Source organism: Streptomyces sp. NPDC057474 (assembly GCF_042802555.1).
Taxonomy (GTDB): Bacteria; Actinomycetota; Actinomycetes; order Streptomycetales; family Streptomycetaceae; genus Streptomyces.
Window position 1 is genome coordinate 1 of the sequence record NZ_JBHVDX010000090.1, and the last position, 15,876, is coordinate 15,876.

The window sequence follows — 15,876 nt, forward strand, 5'->3', positions numbered from 1 at the left end:
GGCGCACAACCCGCGAACAGGGGTTCAGCCGCCCGGCGTCGTGATGGTGTGTGCTTCGGTGAACGTGAGCAGACCGTCTGGGCCCATCTCGCGTCCGATGCCGCTCTGGCGGAAGCCACCGAACGGCGCGCGGTCGTCGCACACGACAGCGTTGGCGTGGTTGATCCAGGTGGTGCCGGTGCGCAACCGCTCCGCGAGGGCGGTGGCGCGGGCGGGGTCGGTGCTCCATACGGAGGAGCACAGTCCCGACCAGTCGTTGTTGATGTGGTCGAGGACGGCGTCGACGTCGTCGAAGGGCAGGATCGGCAGGGCGGGGCCGAACTGCTCCTGGGTGACGATGCGCAGGCCCGGGTCGGGGTCGAGGACCAGGGCCGGGCGCAGGAAGTGGCCGCCGGAGGAGGCCGCTCGGGGGTCCAGTGTGCCCAGTTCGCGGATCTCGGCTCCGGTGTCGGCCGCTTCGGCCAGCATGGCGGCGACCATGTCCCGCTGGGCGGCGCTGTTGAGGGGGCCCATGGTCGAGGTCGGGTCGCTGCCTGGTCCTACGTGTTGGGAGTCGAAGGCGGTGGAGAGTTTGCCGACGAGTTCGTCGTAGCGCGACCGGTGGACGTATATCCGTTTGACCGCCATGCAGACCTGACCGCTCGTCAGGAGTGCGCCCTGCGCCAGTCGTCCGATGTGCTCCTCGTCCAGCTCGGCGTCGTCCAGAACGATCGCCGGGTCGTTGCCGCCGAGTTCCAGAGTGACCGAGGAGAGGCTCTGCGCGGCGGCAGCCATGATGTGCCTGCCGGCGGCGGTGCTGCCGGTGAACACGATCTTGCGCACGCGCGGATCGGTGAGCACCGGGGCGACCGCCTCGTTGCTGCCGGTCACCACGTTCAGCACGCCGGCCGGCAACCCGGCCGCGAACAGCTCCAGCGTGCGCACCATCGCCAGCGGCACGGTGGGCGGCGGCTTGACCACGGCGGTGTTCCCGGCGAGCAGCGCGTACGGCAGGCTGGCGCCGAGGATCGCGAGCGGCCAGTTGAACGGCACGATGACGGTGACCACGCCCATCGGCAGCCGATGGATCCGCGAGGTCAGCGGTGGGCCGTCGAGATGCCGCACCTGGCCGAGGGTGTCGACCAGCTCCAGTGCCGCCCGGGTGCGCGCGACGAAGACCCCCATCTCCACCTGGCTCTCGAAGGAGATCTTTCCGTTCTCTCGGGTCATCAGGGCTGCCCGCTCGGCCTCACTGCCGTCGAGCAGGGTGAGCGCCTGCTCGATGATCTCCGCCCGGCGCCTGGCGGGCGTGGCGGCCCAGCCGGGGAACGCGGCGTCGGCGGCGGCGACCGCCGCACGGGCCTGCTCCTGGCTCGCCGCGGCGGCGTACCCGACGATGCGGTCGGGCGCGGCGGGGTCATGGACGGCCGTGTGGTCGTAGGTCTCGACGGTCTTGCCGTCGATGAACAGTCCGGTCCGCACCGCGGCGATCGGCGGTTCCTCAGTTCTCGTACCAACCTCTTGGGACATGCGGCTCTCCTGACAATTGCGTGGGTACCGGTCGACCAGTCGACCGGCGGGTCCGTGGGGTACGGGTCGGATGCTTCCGACTGCTCCGAGGTCGAGCGGCGTGGGCCTGAACTCCCGCAACCGGTCCGCGTACGCTCAGGCGAAGAGGTCGCTCACCGCCTCGATGGTCCAGCCGCCCGGCCGCAGCTGCTCCGCGACCTCCCCGGGGTGTGTCCACAGGGCGATCCGGTCGCCTCCGGCGGCGATGGCCTGCCCGGTGACATGGCCCGAGTCCTTCGACGCCAGGTACACGATCAGCGGTGCCACGTCGTCCGGTGAGCCCAGGCCCTGGCGCCGGGTCCCCTCGGGGATCGACTCGCCCGCGTCCGCCTTCGCCACGAGGCCGCCGAGGCGGGGCATGGTCGCGGCCGTGCGGGTCAGGGCGGTGGGCGCTACGGCGTTGACCGTGACGTCGATCTTCGCGAGCTCGACGGCCCAGGTGCGCATCATGGCGATGATCGCCCCTCGTCGGCGGTGTTGCGCAGGGTGCTGTCCCGGAGCGCGCCCCGCGTTGGTGATCATCACGTCGAGGCGGCCGAACTCGTCGACCGCGCGCCGTACGAGCGCGTCGGCGAAGTCGGAGCCGCCCGCGGCGGTGATCGTGTCGACGGTCTCGGCGGCCACGTCGGCGTCGAGGTCGTGGACGACGACCGCGGCGCCGACAGTCGCCGGCGCATGGGCGTAGGCCCGCTTCAGGCCGCTACCCGCACCTGCGACGATGGCCACTCGACCGTCGAGCATGATGTCCTCCTGAGCGGGGAGCCGGAATGGCGATTCCCTGAGCGTAGGAACGGGCCGGGTCCGAAGGATCTGCCTGATGACGGCTTCGTCAGCCGACCTGTGTCCCGGCGGGGCCAGGACATGTGTCGCGGTCGGAGGCAGCGCCCACGCCGGGAGGCACTCAGGCACCGGGCGGCACCAGTCCCTGCCGTACGGCGAACAGCGCGGCCTGGGTCCGTGACGTCAGCCGGAGCTTGCGCAGCACGTTGCTCACGTGCGTACGGGCGGTCCGCTCGCTGATCACCAGCTCGTCGGCGATCTGCTGGTTGGACCGGCCCTCGGCGACGAGGACGAGGACGTCGCGTTCCCGGCCGGTGAGCGAACCGAGTCCGCTCGGCGGCGAGACGATCTCCTGGGTGAGCCCCCGGGCCACCGCCGGATCGAGGAAGACCTCGTCGCGGGCCGCCGCGCGGATCGCGGAGACCACCTCGCCGGCCTCGGCATCCTTGAGCAGGTAGCCGGCCGCTCCCTGCGCGAGCGCGGCGTGGACGCGTTCCATTTCCCCGAAACTCGTGAGCACCACGACCCGGACCCCGGGGTGGCGCTGCTTGATCAGCCCGATCGCCGTGGAGCCGTCCATCTTGGGCATGAGCAGGTCGATCAGCACCACGTCCGGCAACTCCCCGTGTGCCGCCATCGCGTCCAGCCGGGCGAGTGCCTCCTGCCCGTCGGCGGCCTCCGCGGCCGCCTCCATGTCGTCCAGGACCTCCAGGTAGGCGCGGATGCCACGGCGTACGACGGCGTGGTCGTCGACGATCAGCACCCGCGTCGGGAGGGCCCCCGTGCCGCTTGGAGCGGCACCGTCAGCGGGGTGTTCGGGGCCGCCGGGGGCACCTCCGAAACCTGTACGGGCAGGGGAATGACCACGCGCACGGTCGTACCTCTCTGCGCGCGCGACCTGATTCTCATGGTGCCGCCCCATCGTTCCGCCCTTTCCCGCATGGTCGTCAGTCCGTAGCCCTCCGCGCGGTCCTTCGTGCCGATTCCCCAGTCGCCCTCGGACGGGGCCGGCCGCTCGTCCCGGCCCCGCAGTCCGCGACCGTTGTCGCAGATACTCGCGGTCAGGGTGTGGTCGTGCACGCCGAGCCGAAGGGTGACGGAGGTGGCCTCCGCGTGCTTGACCACGTTGTGGAGGGCCTCCGCGAGGATCCGGTAGGCGTCCTCGGCGAGTTCGGGGTCGATCGTGTCGAGTCCTCGTCCGAAGCGGAGCTGGAACTCCAGGCCGGTCCGGTGCTCGATGCTCGTGACGAGCGTGTTCACCGCCTCCGTCAGCCCGAGCTGGATGGTGGAGGACGGGCGTAGCTCGTGCACCATGGCCCTCAGGTCGGCGAGGACGGTCCGCGAGAGTGCCCCGACCTCGTTCGCGAAGCTCTGCACGGCCCGCGCGGGCACCGGCTCGCCCCGCGCACCCAGTACACCCATGGCGTTGGCCTGCATGCCGATCGAGAACACCTGCTGGACGATCGAGTCGTGAAGATCGCGGGCGAGGCGCTGACGCTCGTCCCGGCGGGCCCCGTCGCGCTCTCTCTGCAGGAGTGTGGCGTAGTCGACGGCGAGCGCGGCCTGTTCCGCCATGGCGGCGAGGAACTCCAGCGTCCGGCCGCCGATGTCCTGCCCCGGTGCGAAGTATGCGTTCAGTACGCCTTCGGCCCGGCCGCGCACCATCAGCGGCACGCTGACGAACGAGTCCCATCTCAGCTTGCCGAGGTAGTCGCGCAGGGGCTCCCAGGCCGGGTCCGAGCGGATCTCGGCCCAGCGGTGGGGCACGACGATCGGCTTGCGCTCGCGCAGAGTGTCGAGCATGTACAGCCGGGCGCCCCGGTCGCGGCACTCCAGCAGCCGGTCGAGGAAGGAATCCCAGCGGCGCAGGCCCGCCGAGCCCATCAGCCGCAGTTCCCGGCCCGTGCTGTCCAGGATGAGGATCTGCACGCCGGCCAGTCCGTCGGTCCGGACGATCTGTCTGGCCACGGCGTCGAGGGTCGATCCCAGCGATCCTTCGGAGGCCAGGGCGACAGATGTCCGGGCGATCGCCGCGACCCTGCGGTACCGGTGCCCTTCGTCCGTGACGTCGCGGAACGACACGACCTTCAGCTCCGGGTCGGCGGGCAGGTCACGGGCCCGGTAGGCGAACTCGCGCCGAGTGCCGGAGTCCGTCACCCAATGGACCACCTGCTCGTCCGGCTGATCCTCCAGCAACCCCGGGCAGGCGGTGGGTCTCTCCGCGAGTGCGAACGGGGAAGGAGTGCCGACCAGATCGGCCTCCCGGCGTGCGCCGCACAGCGCGACCGCCGCCGGGTTCAGCTGGACGAAGCGGCCCACGCGGTCCACCACGGCGAGACCGTCCACGGTGGCGGCGACGACGTCCCGCCACTCGACGGCTGGCGAACCGGACATGATCGAACTCCTCATCAGCGACGGCGATCCATGAGCGAAGGCGATCCGTCAGCGATGGCGATGCACCCCGCCTGCCGGAGCACTGACCGGCCCGGCCCGGCCGACGGGTCGGAACCGGCAGCTGGTGAGAGGCCGGGGCCCGGCGTCCCCAGCATCGTAGCCCGGTGCGCCGAGGGCGGGTCTACGTCATTCGACCTGTTCGTGACCTGGTCGAAGCGCCGATCCGATTGAGTCATTCGCCTGTGCCCACCGGCACCCGTCCTGCCTAGCCTGAGGTCGCTCCTCCGGATCCCGCCGGCTCCCCCGCGGAGGGATCCGGTGCGGCCGCACTGGAGCGAGCCCGGCGGCGTGGTCCCGCCCGCGCCCGGGCTGCCGAGACCCCTAGGACGAGGAGGTACGAGGCATGGACGTGTCCATCGGCACGATCTGGGAGGCGGTTTCCCGGGCGCTGCCCGATGCCGTCGCCATCGTCGAGCCCGGCCGTGAGATCACCTACCGGCAGTTCGACGAACGCGCGTCACGGCTGGCTGCCGCCCTGGAGGATGCGGGAGTGAGGGCGGGTGACACCGTCGCCTGTTACCTCTACAACGGCGCCGCCTACCTCGAGACGGTCTACGCCGCGTTCAAGCTCGGCGCCGTACCCGCGAACGCCAACTACCGCTACACCGGCGAGGAACTGTCCGAACTGCTCACCGACGCCGACGCGGCGGCGGTCGTGTTCAGCGGTGCCCTGGCCGACCGGGTCACGCACGCCGCCGGACACGTACAGACGCTCAAGCTGCTCGTACGGGTGGGGGAGCCGCCCGCCGGCGGACCTGCCGGGCCCGACGTACCGGAGCTGGAGGACCTGCTGGCGGCGCACGCACCGCGTGTGCCGCGCCCGCGGCCCGGGTCGGACCGTCTCTTCATGTACACCGGCGGCACCACCGGCAAGCCCAAGGGGGTGATCTGGCAGCTGTCCGACCTGCTGCACGCGCTCACCGTTCCGGTCTTCCACCCGCTCGGCGTCAGGGAACTGCCCGCGACCCTCGACGAGGCCGTCGCCATCGCGGTCGAGGCACACCACGAGAAGCGGGCGCCGACCACGATGCCGGTGGTCCCCCTCATGCACGCCACCGGGTTGTTCAACACCATGGGGGCCCTGATGGTGGGCGGCCGTGCGGTCATGGCACGGCAGGGTGGGCTCGACCCGGAGCACATGTGGCACACGGTGGCCGAGCAGCGCGTCGACACGGTCATCGTCGCGGGCAACGCCGTCTGCCGGCCGCTCGTCGACGAACTTCGCCGCGCCGAGGCGGCCGGCAGGGGGCACGACCTGGGTTTCCTGCGTCGGCTGATCAGCTCCGGCACCGCGCTCGACGACCGGCTGAAGAGGGCACTGCACGAGCGCGCCGGGATTACCGTAATCGACGCCATCGCCTCCAGTGAGGGCGGGCCCTTCGCCTTCGCGATCACGTCGTCGGCACGGGACCTCCCCGCGCGGTTCTTCCCCGCGCCCGCGACGAGCGTGATCGGCGACGACGACCGCTTCATCGGGCCCGGCAGCGGCGAGACCGGGATCCTCGCCTTTCGCGGGCCCATGCCGCTCGGCTACTACAAGGACACCGAGAAGAGCGCGCGGACGTTCCGGACCATCGACGGGGTCCGGTACGCGATTCCCGGCGACCTCGCCCAGATCGAGGCCGACGGCGCGATCCGGTTCCTCGGACGCGGCTCGGGCGTGATCAACACCGGCGGGGAGAAGGTGCACCCGCAGGAGGTGGAGACCGTCTTGCTGACGCATCCCGAGGTCACCGACTGCGTCGTCGTAGGAGTCCCCGACGAGACGTGGGGCGAGTGCGTGGCCGCCGTCGTCGCGGTGCCGCCGAACGCCACTGTCACAGGCGACCAGCTGCGCGACTGGGTCCGGCGGAGCCTCGCCGGCTACAAGGTCCCGCGTTCCGTCGTCCTGACGGACGTCCTGCCCCGTACGCCCACCGGGAAAATCGAGATCGCCTGGGCCAGAAGAGCGGCTCGGAACGCCGGTCCGGCGTGAGACTGATGGCTGGACCCGCCTGGGACGTCCCGGCCCGGGCCCGCCCCTTGTCCAGCCCTCCGCCGTGCCGCTTCGAGGGCTCGCAGCGCCTCGACCACGCTGGCGACATGGTCCCGCATGGCCGCCTCGGCCTCTGCCGGGTCGCCGACGGCGATCGCGTCGATGATCCGCTGGTGCTGGGGGAGCGACACGTGTGCCCGGCCGGGCACCAGCGAGAGCATGAACTGGTGGCGGACCACCTGGGCCCGCAGCCGTTCCACGAGCAGGTCGGCCGTCGCGTGCCCGGCGATGTCGGCGACGCGGCGGTGCAGCCGGAGAAAGAAGCCGCGCACCGCCGGCCAGGGCCCCGACCCTTTCCCGTCCACGGCCCTGTGCCGACAGCCCCTCACCCGCATGACGACATCGCGCACGTGATCCGCCCGCGCGGCCGACCGACCGGCCGCCTTCCCGGCCCTCCGGCGGTGCGCCCCACCCCGTCCGCGAACCCGACCCTGATCCCCCGACCCAAGGAGTCCTCATGACCCTCGCCGCCTCCCAACCGTCCGACGGCGCCCTGCTGGTGGTCAGCGCACACGCCGGCGATTTCGTCTGGCGCGCCGGTGGAGCCATCGCGCTCGCCGCCGAACGCGGTCAGCGGGCGAAAGTGCTCTGCTTGAGCTTCGGTGAACGCGGCGAGTCCGCCCGGGCCTGGCGGGACGGCCTCGGCCTGGAGGAGATCAAGGCCCTCCGCCGCACGGAGGCCACGAACGCCGCCGCCGCGTTGGGTGCGGAGATCGAGTTCCTGGACGCCGGGGACTACCCGTTGCTGGAAACACCCGAACTGGTGGACCGCATCGTGCGTGTGTACCGGGAGGTGAACCCCGCGGTCGTCCTCACACACACGCTCAGCGACCCGTACAACGGAGATCACCCGGCCGCCGCCCGCATGGCGCTCCAGGCCCGCGTGCTCGCCCAGGCGATCGGCTACGACGCGCCCGGCGAACCCCTGGGCGCCCCGCCGGTGTTCTTCTTCGAGCCCCACCAGCCCGAGCAGTGCGACTTCAAGCCGAACGTCCTGCTCGACATCACGGCCGCCTTCGGCAAGAAGCGCGAGGCCATGGAGTGCCTGGCCGCCCAGCAGCACATGTGGGACTACTACAGCGACCTGGCCAGGCGCCGCGGCGTTCAGCTCAAGCGCAACGCCGGCCCCAACCTGGGCCTCGGGCACGCGACCATGGGCGAGGCGTACATGCGGCTCTACCCTCAGACGACCGGGGCGCTGGCATGATCCCCGAGACCGGGCCGGGTACGCCCGTGACGACGCACATCTGGGTTCCCTTCCGCGGCACATCCCTCTACGTGGACTTCGCGGGCGGGCGGTACAGGACTCCTGACAGTCGGGACCCGCTGACCGACGCCGTCCCGCAGGGCGGCGTCACGCGGGACGACCGCTACGGCGAACCGATGTGGCGCGTCGCCGCCGAGTACCTGCACGCCGTCGTCGAAGCCCTCTGGAGCGAGGACCGTCCGTTGCGGATCCACCTCGACCAGGCCCCGAGCGCCGACCAGCCCCCGCGCCACGACCGGGACGCTGCCACCTGCGACGGATGACGTAGAGCCGCCGTGACCTTCCGCCGTCGGGGTCCGGTCATTCGAGCGAAGACCTGCCCGTTCCCCGCGCATAGCGTCGATCGTGCACCCGCGCCGACCGTATTGAGGAGCTGACGAACGTGACGAGCCTGTCGACCGACGCCTTGCACCCGCTCACGCTCGACACAGCCACCGACACCGCGCCGGCCCGGGCCCGGCGTGACACCGACTTCGACGGCGCCGTCACCGTCCAGTTCCGGCGGACGGTGGCGGACGGCGTGGTGGCGCTGGAGCTCGCGCCGGCCTCCAGCGCCCCACTGCCGACCTGGCAGCCGGGAGCGCACATCGACGTTGTCCTGCCCACGGGCGTCGTGCGGCAGTACTCGCTGTGCGGCGCGGCGCGGGACCCCGACCGCTGGCGCATCGCGGTGCTGCGAGAGCCGGACGGCCGCGGCGGCTCGCAGTGGATCCACGACCACGTCCAGGAGGGCGACGATCTGCGGGTGCGGGGGCCGCGCAACAACTTCCCGCTGAAGCCGGCCACCCGCTACCTGTTCGTCGCCGGCGGCATAGGCATCACCCCGCTGCTGCCGATGATCGCCGAGGCCGAGGCGGCCGGGGACGACTGGTCCCTGCTCTACGGCGGCCGGACGTCGGCCTCCCTGGCCTTCCTGCCCGAACTGGACGGCTACGGCGAGCGCGTGACCGTACGGCCGCAGGACGAGTACGGCATGCTCGACCTGGCCGGATTCCTCGGTGAGCCCGATCCGTCCACCCTGGTGTACTGCTGCGGTCCGGCCGGGCTGATCGACGCGGTCGAAGCGTACTGCGCCACCTGGCCCGCCGGATCGCTGAACGTCGAGCGGTTCGCGGCGGCGGCCGGAGGGGAGACCGCCGACGGCGGTGACCAGCCGTTCGAGGTGGAGCTGCGGTCGTCGGGGATGACACTCACCGTGCCGCCGGGGCAGTCGGTGCTCAAGATCCTGGAAGAGGCCGGTGTACCGGTCCTGTCCTCCTGCGAGGAGGGCATCTGCGGTTCCTGCGAGACGGCCGTTCTGGCGGGTGAGATCGACCACCGTGACTCCCTGCTCACCGAGGACGAGCGGGCCGCGGCCGACACCATGATGATCTGCGTCTCCCGCGCTCGTGGCGGCCGACTCGTCCTGGACCTCTGACTCCCGCGCACCTTCCGCGCCCCCGCATCTCCACGAGCACCTCCACGGAGAGAAAAGAGCTGCTGTCATGTTGTCCCCACACGTACGCAACGGCTGGTACATGGGAGCCTGGTCCGACGAAATAGACCGGTCCCTCATGCGGCGCTGGATCACCGACATCCCCGTCTGCTTCTACCGGCTGCCCGACGGGACGGTCACCGCCGTCGAGGACCGCTGCCCCCACCGCAAGTACCCGCTGTCCCTGGGCCACCTGGACGACGAGGGCACCCTCCAGTGCGACTACCACGGCTACCGCTTCGACGCCCAGGGCGTGTGCGTGGGCGTCGCCGAGCAGGCCGACCGGCCCAGGGCCGCGCTGCGACGGTTCCCCCTGGTGGAGAAGGACGGAGCCGTCTGGATCTGGCCCGGCGACCCGGAGACGGCCGACTCGAGCCTGCTGCCCGACACCTCGTGGCTGACCGACCCGGCCTGGACCCACGTGCACGGCGTGGTACCACTGAAGGCACGACACCTGCTGCTGGTGGAAAACCTGCTCGACCTCACCCATGAAACGTTCCTGCACCCGTCCAGCATCGGCAATGCGGCCGTCGCCGCCACCCCGATCGACGTGACCGTGGACGGCGACCGCGTCAGCTTCAGCCGCCGGATGGTCGGCATCGACGCCCCGCCCTTCTACGAGAAGTCCTGCGGACTGACCTCCCCGGTGGACCGCTGGCAGGACGGCGAGTTCCACCCCCCGGGCGTCTTCGGGCTCCGTATCCGTATCGCCGTCACCGGCACGGAGGAACCGGAGGGCTTCCACATGCGCGTGATGTACGGGATGACACCCGGGCGCGGCAACGAGACCCACGACTTCTACGCCCTCGGCCGCGACTACCTCATCGACGACCAGGAACTGACGGAGTTCCAGCACAAGCAGCAGCTGGCCGTGATGCAGGAGGATGTCGACGCACTGGAGGCGCAGGAGCTGATGTACGCCACCGACCCGGGCGGCACCGCCGAGTCGAGCATCCGCTCCGACCTGGCCGCGCTGCGCGGACGCCGCGCGCTGTCGAAGATGCTCGCCCGCGAACAGCGGCAACAGGGCGAGCAGGCCGCCGGGGTGTCCGTATGAGCGCCTTCGTTCTCGTCCACGGGGCCTGGCACGGCGGCTGGGTGTGGCAGCGCGTGATACCGCAGCTGCGCGCCGCAGGGCACGAGGTGTACGCCCCCACGCTGACCGGGTTGAGCGACCGGACGCACCTGCTCAGCCCCCAGGTCGGCCTGAGCACACACGTCCAGGACGTCGTGGCGCTGATCGAGGCTCACGATCTGCGCGATGTCGTGCTCGTCGGACACAGCTACGCCGGCCAGGTCGTCACCGGGGTCGCGGACCGGATCCCGGAACGGCTGGCCAAGCGGGTCCACCTCGACGCGTTCGTCGGCGACGACGGTGACGCGGCGATCGACCTGCTCCCCGCCACCGTCGCCGGACACTACCGGGAGTCCGTCGCCGGTCCCGGCTTCGGCTGGCTCATCCCGGTGCGCTCGCTGAGCGTCCTCGGCGTCACGGAGCAGGCGGACCTGGACTGGCTCGGCCCACGGCTCACCCCGCACCCGTGGCTGACCTACACCGAGCCGCTACGGACGACCGGCAAGGCCGACCAGGTGCCGGGTGCCTTCATCGAATGCACCGACTGGATGCGGGTGTTCACCCCGCACGCCGAGCGGGCCGCGGCACGGGGTTGGCCGGTCCACGAGATCGCCACAGGACACGAGGCCATGGTGACGGCCCCCGGCCAACTGGCGGATCTCCTGCTGCGGATCACCGAAGCCTGACAGCCGGCCCACCGGGCCTGAAAGCCGGCCCACCAGCCCGCTCCCAGAAGGGACACCCAGCCTTATGGAATTCCTCGTCCGCACCGAGAACATCCTGCCCCCGGACACTCCCGACGACGTCCGCGAGGGGCTGCGCACAAAGGAGCGCGAACGGGCACAGGAACTCCGCGAGGCCGGAATTCTCAAGCGGCTGTGGCGGGTCCCCGGGCGAGCCGCGACCATCGGCCTGTACGAGGCGGCCGACCCGGCGCAGCTGCACGACGCGCTGGTCTCCCTGCCGATGTGGAAGTGGATGGACATCACGGTCGAGGCCCTCGCCACGCACCCGCAGGAGAAGGCGCCGTGACAGGCCCGGACGGCCCCGTCACCCGGGTCGCGGTGGTCACCGGTGCTGCCGGCGGACTTGGCGAGTCCATCGTCCGCCGACTGGTCGCGGACGGGTTCACCGTCGCCGCCCTCGACATCGCCGAACCCGACGGCACAGGCGAGGGGCCCGCCGTACGGCGCTGGCAGTGCGACGTCAGCGACCCCGCCGCGACGCGCAGGACGGTGGACGCGATCACGGAGACGTACGGCGGCGGTATCGATGTGCTGGTCAACAACGCCGGTCTGCTGTCCGGCCGGAGCAGCCTGCTTCAGGCCACCCGGCAGGAACTGCACCGCTTCTTCGACGTCAACGCCGTCGGCCCGCTGCTCATGGTGCAGGCGTGCGTGCCCTGGCTGCGGAAGAGCGAGTACGGCGGACGGGTGATCAACGTCGCGTCCCGCACGTTCTTCACCGGGGCGCCGGGCCAGATCGCCTACGTGGCGAACAAGGGCGCGCTCATCGGGATGACCCGGGTGATGGCGCGTGAACTGGGCGAGTACCTGATCACCGTCAACGCGGTGGCCCCCGCACAGGTCGCCACCCCCGGAACCAGGGCGCACTCCGGCGACGAGGTCTTCACCGCGACCATGCGGCAGCAGGCGATCCAGGAGTTCGTCACACCGGAGCACTTCGCGGGGCTGGTCTCGTATCTGGCCTCGCCGGACGCCGCCATGGTCACTGGCCAGACGTTCGTCTGCGACGGCGGGGGGCTGCTGCACTGACCGGCACGTCACCAGCAGTGCGTGGAGAAGGACGCGGAGAGAAAGAAGGGAGAGGAACAGCATGTCCATCAGCACCCCCCGGATCCCGGGTACCTATGTCTTCGACACCGCCGACAGCCGCCGCGGGCAGGCGCTGAACCGGCTCTGCGGATCGCTCAAGGACGCCGCGAGACGTGCGGAGTTCAGCGCCGACGAAGCTGCGTACTGCGACGCCTACGCGCTCACGCCCGAGCAGCGGGACGCGGTCCTCAACCGTGACTGGACACGGATGCTGGAGCTCGGCGGCTCCATTTTCTACGTGTTCAAGCTCGCGGTGCTGGACCAGAAGTCGATGCAGTACCTCGGTGGTGTGTTCACCGGCATGACCACCGAGGAGTTCACCCAGGCGTTGAAAACGGGAGGGCGGAGTTTTGGCTGAGGTGATCTGGGGTCTGGCCACCTCGCACGTGCCGTCGATCGGAGCGGCCATGGACCACGGGAAGACCCAGGACCCGTACTGGAAGCCGCTGTTCGACGGGTATGGGCCGGCGCGGGAGTGGATGGCCCGGCACACGCCCGACGTGGCCGTGGTCGTCTACAACGACCATGCCAACGCCGTGGACATGTCCGTCACCCCGACCTTCGCGATCGGAGCGGCCTCCTCCTACGAGGTGGCGGACGAGGGCTGGGGCAGTCGTCCCGTGCCCACTGTCATAGGCGCCCCCGAATTCTCCGACCACCTCGTGGAGAGCCTGGTCGACGCCTCCTTCGACATCACTGTCTTCCAGGACCTCGCCGTCGACCACGGGCTGACCGTGCCGCTGTCGGTGTACTGCCCCGACCCGGGGGAGAGCTGGCCGTGCGCGGTGGTTCCCCTGCTGGTGAACGTCATCCAGTACCCGCAGCCCACCGCGGCACGTTGCCTGGCCCTCGGCCGCGCGCTCGGCGAGGCGATCCGGTCCTACCCCGAGGACCTCAAGGTCGCCGTCTTCGGCACCGGCGGCATGTCCCACCAGCTCGCAGGTGCCCGCGCGGGACTGATCAACCAGGACTTCGACCGGATGTTCCTCGACGCCATCGAGCACGAGCCGGAGAAGCTGGCCGCGATGAGCCGCGAAGAGTACATCCATGCGGCCGGCTCCGAAGGCATCGAGCTCATCATGTGGCTGATCATGCGAGGGGCGCTCGGTCCGCGTGTCCGCCGTGTGCACGAGACCTACCACGTACCGGCTTCCAACACCGCCGCCGGAATGGTGCTGTTCGAGAACTTGGAAGCCGACAGATCCGCGTCCGAGGCTCCCTGATGTCGCGTCAGGAATGCCTCGTCCTGAGACGGTGAACCATGTGGTGATCGCTCGTTGGTCTGTGTCCGGGAACGTTGGCGGTAGGTGAGGGGGCTCGGACTTCCCTCTTCCCTCGCCCGGCTCGGCGTTGACGGCGCGGGCGGGCGGGCGGGACGGTGTCCTGCTACGGCTGAACGGGAAAGCGCCCGAGCCGGCGCGCGGCTTCATGCGCATGCTCCAGGAGACCCCGTCACTGCGTGCCCGGCACTTCGAGAAGCAAGCTGAAGTCGCAGGAACTGCTGGTGCCGGAGATCGCCAGGCGACTGACGACCCACTCCTGACCGGCCGGACGATCCCAGGCCGAGCGCGCTGGCCGCGGCAGCCTGTCGGCGACGCCTCAACACGGGCTCAGTCAAGATTTCCTCCCACCATCCGACAGTTCTTCCCCGGCTCTTCGATCGTTCCCTTGGCGGACTTGACCATGTTCGTGATGGTGAGTGCTTCGACCACGACCGTGCCGTAGGTGCGGGCGATGGCGGTGGTCGTCCGGTGCTGCCAGTCCAGGGCCCGGCGCTTGGCTTTCGCGCGCAGTCCTGCGATCTGGTCGTAGGTGCGGTGCAGCCGGCGCCCGGCCGTGGGGCGGCCCGAGTTGATCCGGGGAGAGGACATCAAGCCGGGGGCGGTGGTGATCGATGCCGGGTACAACCCGGGCAACGTCGGGGACGCCCACTTCGACTCCGCCGTCCAGCGGGCCGGGCTGATCACGCCGGTGCCGGGCGGGGTCGGTCCGATGACGATCGCCACGCTGCTGGAGCAGACGGTCACGGGGGCGGAGCGCCAGTTGGGGCGGTGAGGAGCCACCCGACCCTCGGGAACGTTTTCGGACAGGGGCGCTTTCGGGTCATCGCGCTGCGGTCCCCCTGTCTTCGCGTGGCGGCGGCGCCATACTGACGGGCGTGCGCGTAGCGATCATGACGGCGGGTTCCCGGGGTGACGTGGCCCCGTACACCGGACTGGGACACGGGCTGGTGCGGGCCGGGCACGAGGTCACGCTGGTGACTCATGCCCGGTTCGAGCCGCTGGTCGCGGGTTCGGGAGTCGCCTTCCACTCCCTGCCCGTGGATCCGCGGGAGGAGCTGGAGTCGGCGCGCGGGCAGGGACTGCACCGGAGTTCCACCGGGGCCGGGAAGCTGTACCGGGCGGTGGAGATGGCCCGGAGTCTGGTGGGGCGGATGGCTGGTGATCTGGTGGCCGCCGCCCGTGCCAGTGACGTCCTGCTGCTGGCCGGCACCCTCGCGCCGCTCGGCCACACCATCGGCCAGGGGCTGTCGATCCCGAGCCTGGGTGTGAACCTCCAACCCCTCGCACCCACACGGGAGTTCGCCCCGCCGATGACCGGGGTCCGCTCCTGGGGTCCGGTCGGCAACCGGGCGGCCGGACACGCGGTGAACACAGCCGTCGAGTGGATCTTCACCGAGGAGGTGCGCAGACTGCGCGCCGAGTACGGGCTCCCGCGCACCGGCCGGGTGGCCGCGCGGCGCACCCGGGAGCGGCTGGACTGGCCGGTGTTCCACGGCTTCAGCCCCCGGGTGGTGCCCCGCCCCGGTGACTGGCGGGCCGGGCTGGACGTCACCGGTTACTGGTGGCCGTACGACCGCGAGGACCGGCTGCCCGCTCCGCTGCTGGACTTCCTCGACGCCGGACCGCCCCCGGTCTTCGTGGGCCTGGGCAGCGCGACCGTGCCCGATCCCGAGCGGTTGAGCGGTGAGGTCGTACGGGCCCTGCGGGCGGCCGGGCTGCGCGGGGTGATCCAGCGGGGCTGGGGCGAACTGCGGGGCGAGGGCGAGGACATGTGCACCGTGGGCGAGGTGCCGCACTCGCTGCTCTTCCCGAGGATGGCGGCGGTCGTCCACCACGCGGGCGCGGGCACCACGGCGGCGGGCCTGCGCGCCGGGGTCCCGGCCGTGCCGGTTCCCGTCCAGTTCGACGAGGGCTTCTGGGCCGCCCGCCTCGTCGCCCTCGGAGTGTCCCCCGGTGCCGTACCGCTGCGCGGCTTCACGGCCGCCGCGCTGGGGGCGGCACTGCGACGGGCGACCGCCGACCCGTCGTACGGCCGTCGCGCCCGGGCTCTGGCCGAGGAACTGCGCGCGGAGGACGGGATCGAGCCGGTGCTGACCGCGGTGAACCGGCTCTCCTGACGGCGCCG

16 protein-coding genes and 2 pseudogenes are annotated in these 15,876 nt (G+C 71.1%); 12 read left to right on the plus strand and 6 right to left on the minus strand.

The window, feature by feature from the left end:
- Positions 1-24 precede the first annotated feature (24 nt).
- The 4 genes from ACFU53_RS24325 to ACFU53_RS24340 all read right to left on the minus strand — a co-directional run bounded on the left by ACFU53_RS24325 (position 25) and on the right by ACFU53_RS24340 (position 4,722).
- Complete coding sequence (locus ACFU53_RS24325; protein WP_383996098.1) at positions 25-1,509, minus strand: aldehyde dehydrogenase family protein; 1,485 nt, start codon at positions 1,507-1,509, stop codon at positions 25-27.
- Positions 1,510-1,644: 135 nt separating this feature from the next.
- Positions 1,645-2,289: an SDR family NAD(P)-dependent oxidoreductase gene (locus ACFU53_RS24330; RefSeq protein WP_383996101.1), complete on the minus strand. Its 645-nt coding sequence runs from the start codon at positions 2,287-2,289 to the stop codon at positions 1,645-1,647.
- A gap of 160 nt (positions 2,290-2,449) precedes the next feature.
- The gene (locus tag ACFU53_RS24335; RefSeq protein ID WP_383996104.1) at positions 2,450-3,091 is read right to left on the minus strand and encodes a response regulator; all 642 of its coding nucleotides are present in this window, start codon (positions 3,089-3,091) and stop codon (positions 2,450-2,452) included.
- Positions 3,085-4,722 (minus strand): ATP-binding protein, encoded by a 1,638-nt coding sequence (locus ACFU53_RS24340; RefSeq protein ID WP_383996107.1) that lies wholly within the window; start codon positions 4,720-4,722, stop codon positions 3,085-3,087. Before ACFU53_RS24340 ends, ACFU53_RS24335 begins: the two co-directional genes overlap by 7 nt.
- A 403-nt stretch (positions 4,723-5,125) precedes the next feature.
- On the opposite strand from ACFU53_RS24340, the gene ACFU53_RS24345 reads away from it, so the two are divergent.
- A complete protein-coding gene (locus tag ACFU53_RS24345) occupies positions 5,126-6,757 on the plus strand; it encodes an AMP-binding protein (protein ID WP_383996109.1) in 1,632 nt (543 codons plus the stop codon).
- On the opposite strand, the gene ACFU53_RS24350 is transcribed toward ACFU53_RS24345, so the two are convergent.
- Entirely contained in the window at positions 6,646-7,152 is a 507-nt protein-coding gene (locus tag ACFU53_RS24350) for an FCD domain-containing protein (RefSeq protein WP_383996163.1), read from the minus strand. The two genes, ACFU53_RS24345 and ACFU53_RS24350, sit on opposite strands and share 112 nt — an antisense overlap.
- Before the next feature lie 122 nt (positions 7,153-7,274).
- Here ACFU53_RS24350 and ACFU53_RS24355 point away from each other — a divergent pair, with 122 nt between their 5' ends.
- From ACFU53_RS24355 to ACFU53_RS24395, 9 genes are all read left to right on the plus strand, one after another.
- On the plus strand, positions 7,275-8,024 hold the full coding sequence (locus ACFU53_RS24355) for a PIG-L deacetylase family protein (protein ID WP_383996112.1): 750 nt from the start codon (positions 7,275-7,277) through the stop codon (positions 8,022-8,024).
- Positions 8,021-8,347, plus strand: coding sequence for a hypothetical protein (locus ACFU53_RS24360; RefSeq protein ID WP_383996115.1), 327 nt, complete (start codon positions 8,021-8,023; stop codon positions 8,345-8,347). The genes ACFU53_RS24355 and ACFU53_RS24360 overlap by 4 nt, the downstream gene beginning before the upstream one ends.
- Before the next feature lie 119 nt (positions 8,348-8,466).
- Entirely contained in the window at positions 8,467-9,501 is a 1,035-nt protein-coding gene (locus ACFU53_RS24365) for a PDR/VanB family oxidoreductase (RefSeq protein WP_383996118.1), read from the plus strand.
- Between the two features lie 67 nt (positions 9,502-9,568).
- A complete protein-coding gene (locus ACFU53_RS24370) occupies positions 9,569-10,615 on the plus strand; it encodes a Rieske 2Fe-2S domain-containing protein (protein WP_383996120.1) in 1,047 nt (348 codons plus the stop codon).
- Positions 10,612-11,319: an alpha/beta hydrolase gene (locus ACFU53_RS24375; RefSeq protein ID WP_383996123.1), complete on the plus strand. Its 708-nt coding sequence runs from the start codon at positions 10,612-10,614 to the stop codon at positions 11,317-11,319. The genes ACFU53_RS24370 and ACFU53_RS24375 overlap by 4 nt, the downstream gene beginning before the upstream one ends.
- 64 nt (positions 11,320-11,383) lie before the next feature.
- On the plus strand, positions 11,384-11,665 hold the full coding sequence (locus ACFU53_RS24380) for a muconolactone Delta-isomerase family protein (protein ID WP_383996126.1): 282 nt from the start codon (positions 11,384-11,386) through the stop codon (positions 11,663-11,665).
- On the plus strand, positions 11,662-12,408 hold the full coding sequence (locus ACFU53_RS24385) for an SDR family NAD(P)-dependent oxidoreductase (protein ID WP_383996128.1): 747 nt from the start codon (positions 11,662-11,664) through the stop codon (positions 12,406-12,408). The genes ACFU53_RS24380 and ACFU53_RS24385 overlap by 4 nt, the downstream gene beginning before the upstream one ends.
- A gap of 61 nt (positions 12,409-12,469) precedes the next feature.
- On the plus strand, positions 12,470-12,826 hold the full coding sequence (locus tag ACFU53_RS24390) for a protocatechuate 3,4-dioxygenase (RefSeq protein ID WP_383996131.1): 357 nt from the start codon (positions 12,470-12,472) through the stop codon (positions 12,824-12,826).
- A gap of 1 nt (position 12,827) precedes the next feature.
- Positions 12,828-13,691, plus strand: a complete 864-nt coding sequence (locus tag ACFU53_RS24395) for a class III extradiol dioxygenase subunit beta (RefSeq protein WP_383996166.1) — start codon at positions 12,828-12,830, stop codon at positions 13,689-13,691.
- A gap of 399 nt (positions 13,692-14,090) precedes the next feature.
- Here ACFU53_RS24395 and ACFU53_RS24400 read toward each other — a convergent pair.
- A pseudogene (locus ACFU53_RS24400) lies at positions 14,091-14,297 on the minus strand (RNA-guided endonuclease TnpB family protein); the annotation flags it as partial.
- A gap of 4 nt (positions 14,298-14,301) precedes the next feature.
- Between ACFU53_RS24400 and ACFU53_RS24405 the strand changes: the two are divergent.
- Positions 14,302-14,523: pseudogene (locus ACFU53_RS24405) on the plus strand (bifunctional 5,10-methylene-tetrahydrofolate dehydrogenase/5,10-methylene-tetrahydrofolate cyclohydrolase); the annotation flags it as partial.
- 118 nt (positions 14,524-14,641) lie between these two features.
- A complete protein-coding gene (locus ACFU53_RS24410; RefSeq protein WP_383996168.1) occupies positions 14,642-15,868 on the plus strand; it encodes a glycosyltransferase in 1,227 nt (408 codons plus the stop codon).
- The last annotated feature ends 8 nt before the right edge of the window (positions 15,869-15,876 follow it).